Origin of the sequence: Reyranella soli, assembly GCF_007992495.1 — a bacterium.
Taxonomy (GTDB): Bacteria; Pseudomonadota; Alphaproteobacteria; order Reyranellales; family Reyranellaceae; genus Reyranella; species Reyranella soli.
In genome coordinates this window covers 1-2291 of record NZ_BKAJ01000191.1, presented here as the reverse complement: position 1 = coordinate 2291, position 2291 = coordinate 1, and the positions used below count along the sequence as shown (strand labels likewise).

The 2291-nt window shown below is 68.9% G+C and carries 2 protein-coding genes; both read right to left on the bottom strand.

The window, feature by feature from the left end; genetic code table 11:
- Nucleotides 1–61 precede the first annotated feature (61 nt).
- Nucleotides 62–1060 (bottom strand): phosphotransferase enzyme family protein, encoded by a 999-nt coding sequence (locus tag RSO01_RS40445; protein ID WP_147156274.1) that lies wholly within the window; start codon nucleotides 1058–1060, stop codon nucleotides 62–64.
- Nucleotides 1053–2291: aspartate aminotransferase family protein (locus tag RSO01_RS40440; protein ID WP_218037617.1), on the bottom strand; the 1239-nt coding region annotated here is incomplete at its 5' end. The genes RSO01_RS40445 and RSO01_RS40440, both read right to left, overlap by 8 nt.

The following is a 2291-nucleotide window of genomic DNA, read 5'->3' as shown; positions in this document are numbered from 1 at the left end:
CCTGGAGGCCCGCGGTCCAGGAGAGCATGACGCGCCACTGGAGTGGCGTGCCCGAGTGCGACTAGCTCTTCAAGAACTCACGGCACTGGTCGAGCACGATGGCCTTCGTTTCCTCGAGGCGAGCCGCCCGGTCGAGCTCGGGGCGTTGATGAAACCAGCCGATCTGGGCCAGCCCGCGGATCAGGCGGAACATCGGCAGCAACGCGAGCGACTGCTCCGAAAGCCGGCGCACCGACCGGTAGCCGGCGACATACGCGCGTTCGAACGCCTCGAAGTTCGCGCCGCGTTGCTGATAGAACAGGGCCACGGCGATGTCGTAGGCGTGCCAGCCCCAGCCGGCGTCGTCGAAATCGATGACGGTCAGCGCATCGCCGTCGACCAGGACGTTCCCGGGATGCATGTCGGCATGGATCAGGCTGTAGCCGACCGGCTGGCGGTCCAGGCCGGCGAGGGCCGCATGCAGCCGTGCGCGTGTGTCGAGCATCAGCCGCCGCTCACCCTCGGAGAGGCCGCGGTGATCCCAGAATGGTCCCCAGTGCGGCGCGTCTCCCATCAGGCCGTCGGCGTCGAGGGCGTGGCGCGTGAACGTTGCCGGCGCCTGCCAGGCCGCAGCCTGGTCATGAAGCGATGCGGTGAGCGCGCCGAGCTGCTCGAAGCGACGGGCGGCCATGCCGATGTCGGTCGTCTCGCGCAGCACCTCGGCCAGCACGCGGCCCGTCGTCCAGCGCGCCAGCCCTGCGAAGCGCCGCTCGCCGGTGGCGGGAATGATCACAGACGCGTACTCCTGGCCGTCGCGCGTGCGCATGGGGGCCTGGACGGCAATGCCTGCGTCGTCGAGCGCGCGGATCCAGTCGCGCTCGGAGATCAACTCGTCGATCGTGTGATACCAGGGCCGATGGAGTCGCAAGCCGTAGGCGGCGCCGTCCCGGCGATCGACCACGCGGTAGGTGATGTTCTCCGAGTGGGAGACCAGCTCGAGCCCATCCGGCTCGATGGGAAACGCCCTCAAGGCCTCGTTGGCCGCCGGCGCGAAGATGTCCGCCGCGGCGCCGTCAGCCATCTATTTCGGCAATCGTCGTGTCGAAGGCGGTGAGGAACTCGTCGGCCTCGCGCTGGCCGAAGACAAGCGGTGGCCGGATCTTCACGACGTTGCGGAAGGCGCCGGCGTTGCTGGTGAGGAAGCCGCGGTCCTTTAGCTTGTTGACGACCTCGATCGCACGGTCGGAGTCGGGCTCGAGAGCGCCGCCGGCCTTGACCATCTCAACGCCGATGAACAGCCCATGGCCGCGCACGTCGCCGATGGCGGCGCAGGTCTTCTTGCGCTCGACGAGCGCGGCCTTGAGGACCGCGCCGACGCGCGCGACGTTGTCCTGCAGGTGATCGCGCTCGATGACGTCGATCACCGCCATGCCGACCGCGGCCTGCAGGGGGCTCGAGGCGAAGGTGTTGAAGTAGCGGGTGCGAGACCGGAAGCCGTCGACCAGGGCCTTGCTGGCGGCGGTGGCGGCGAGCGGCAGGCCGTTGCCCATCGGCTTGCCGGTGACGACGATGTCGGGCGTGAAGCCGGAGTCCTCATAACCCCACCAGCGCCCGGTGCGGCAGTAGCCCGCCTGGACCTCGTCGGCGATCACGTAGCCGCCGGCTGCGCGCACGATCTCGGCGGCGCGCGTCATGAACCCGCGCGGCACGTCGGGTAGGCCCTCGTTGGCGAAGATCGAGCAGACGATCAGGCCGGCGAACCCTGTGCCGTCATCCTCGAAGCTGCGGATCGTGTTGCGCAGGCGCTCGAGATACGCCTCGCAGAGGTCGGCCTCGCTCGCGCCCGGCACCAGCGGCCGGAACTTTTCGGGGAAGGGGATGGCGCGCACGTCGCCGCCGGTGTTCCGGCCGTCTCCGATGCGGGTCATCTTGCCGACCGCCTCGCTGTTGCCGTGATATGTGTGGTTGGTGCAGATGATACCCTGCTTGCCGGAGGCGCCGCGCGCCATGCGCAGCGCCACCTCGTTGGCCTCGGTGCCCGAGCAGCTGAAGACGACGCTCTCGATGGCCGGCCCATGCAGGGCCGCGATCCGCTCGGCCAGGACGACGATGCCCTCGTGCAAGTAACGGCTGTGCACGTTCAGCGTGGCCTGCTGGCGCGCCATCGCCTCGACGACGTGCGGGTTGGCGTGTCCGACGCAGGGCACGTTGTTGTACATGTCGACGTAACGGCGGCCGGTATCGTCGAACAGGTAGGTGCCCTCGCCACGGACGATGTGCAGGGGCTTGTCGTAGAACAACGGCGCTCCGGC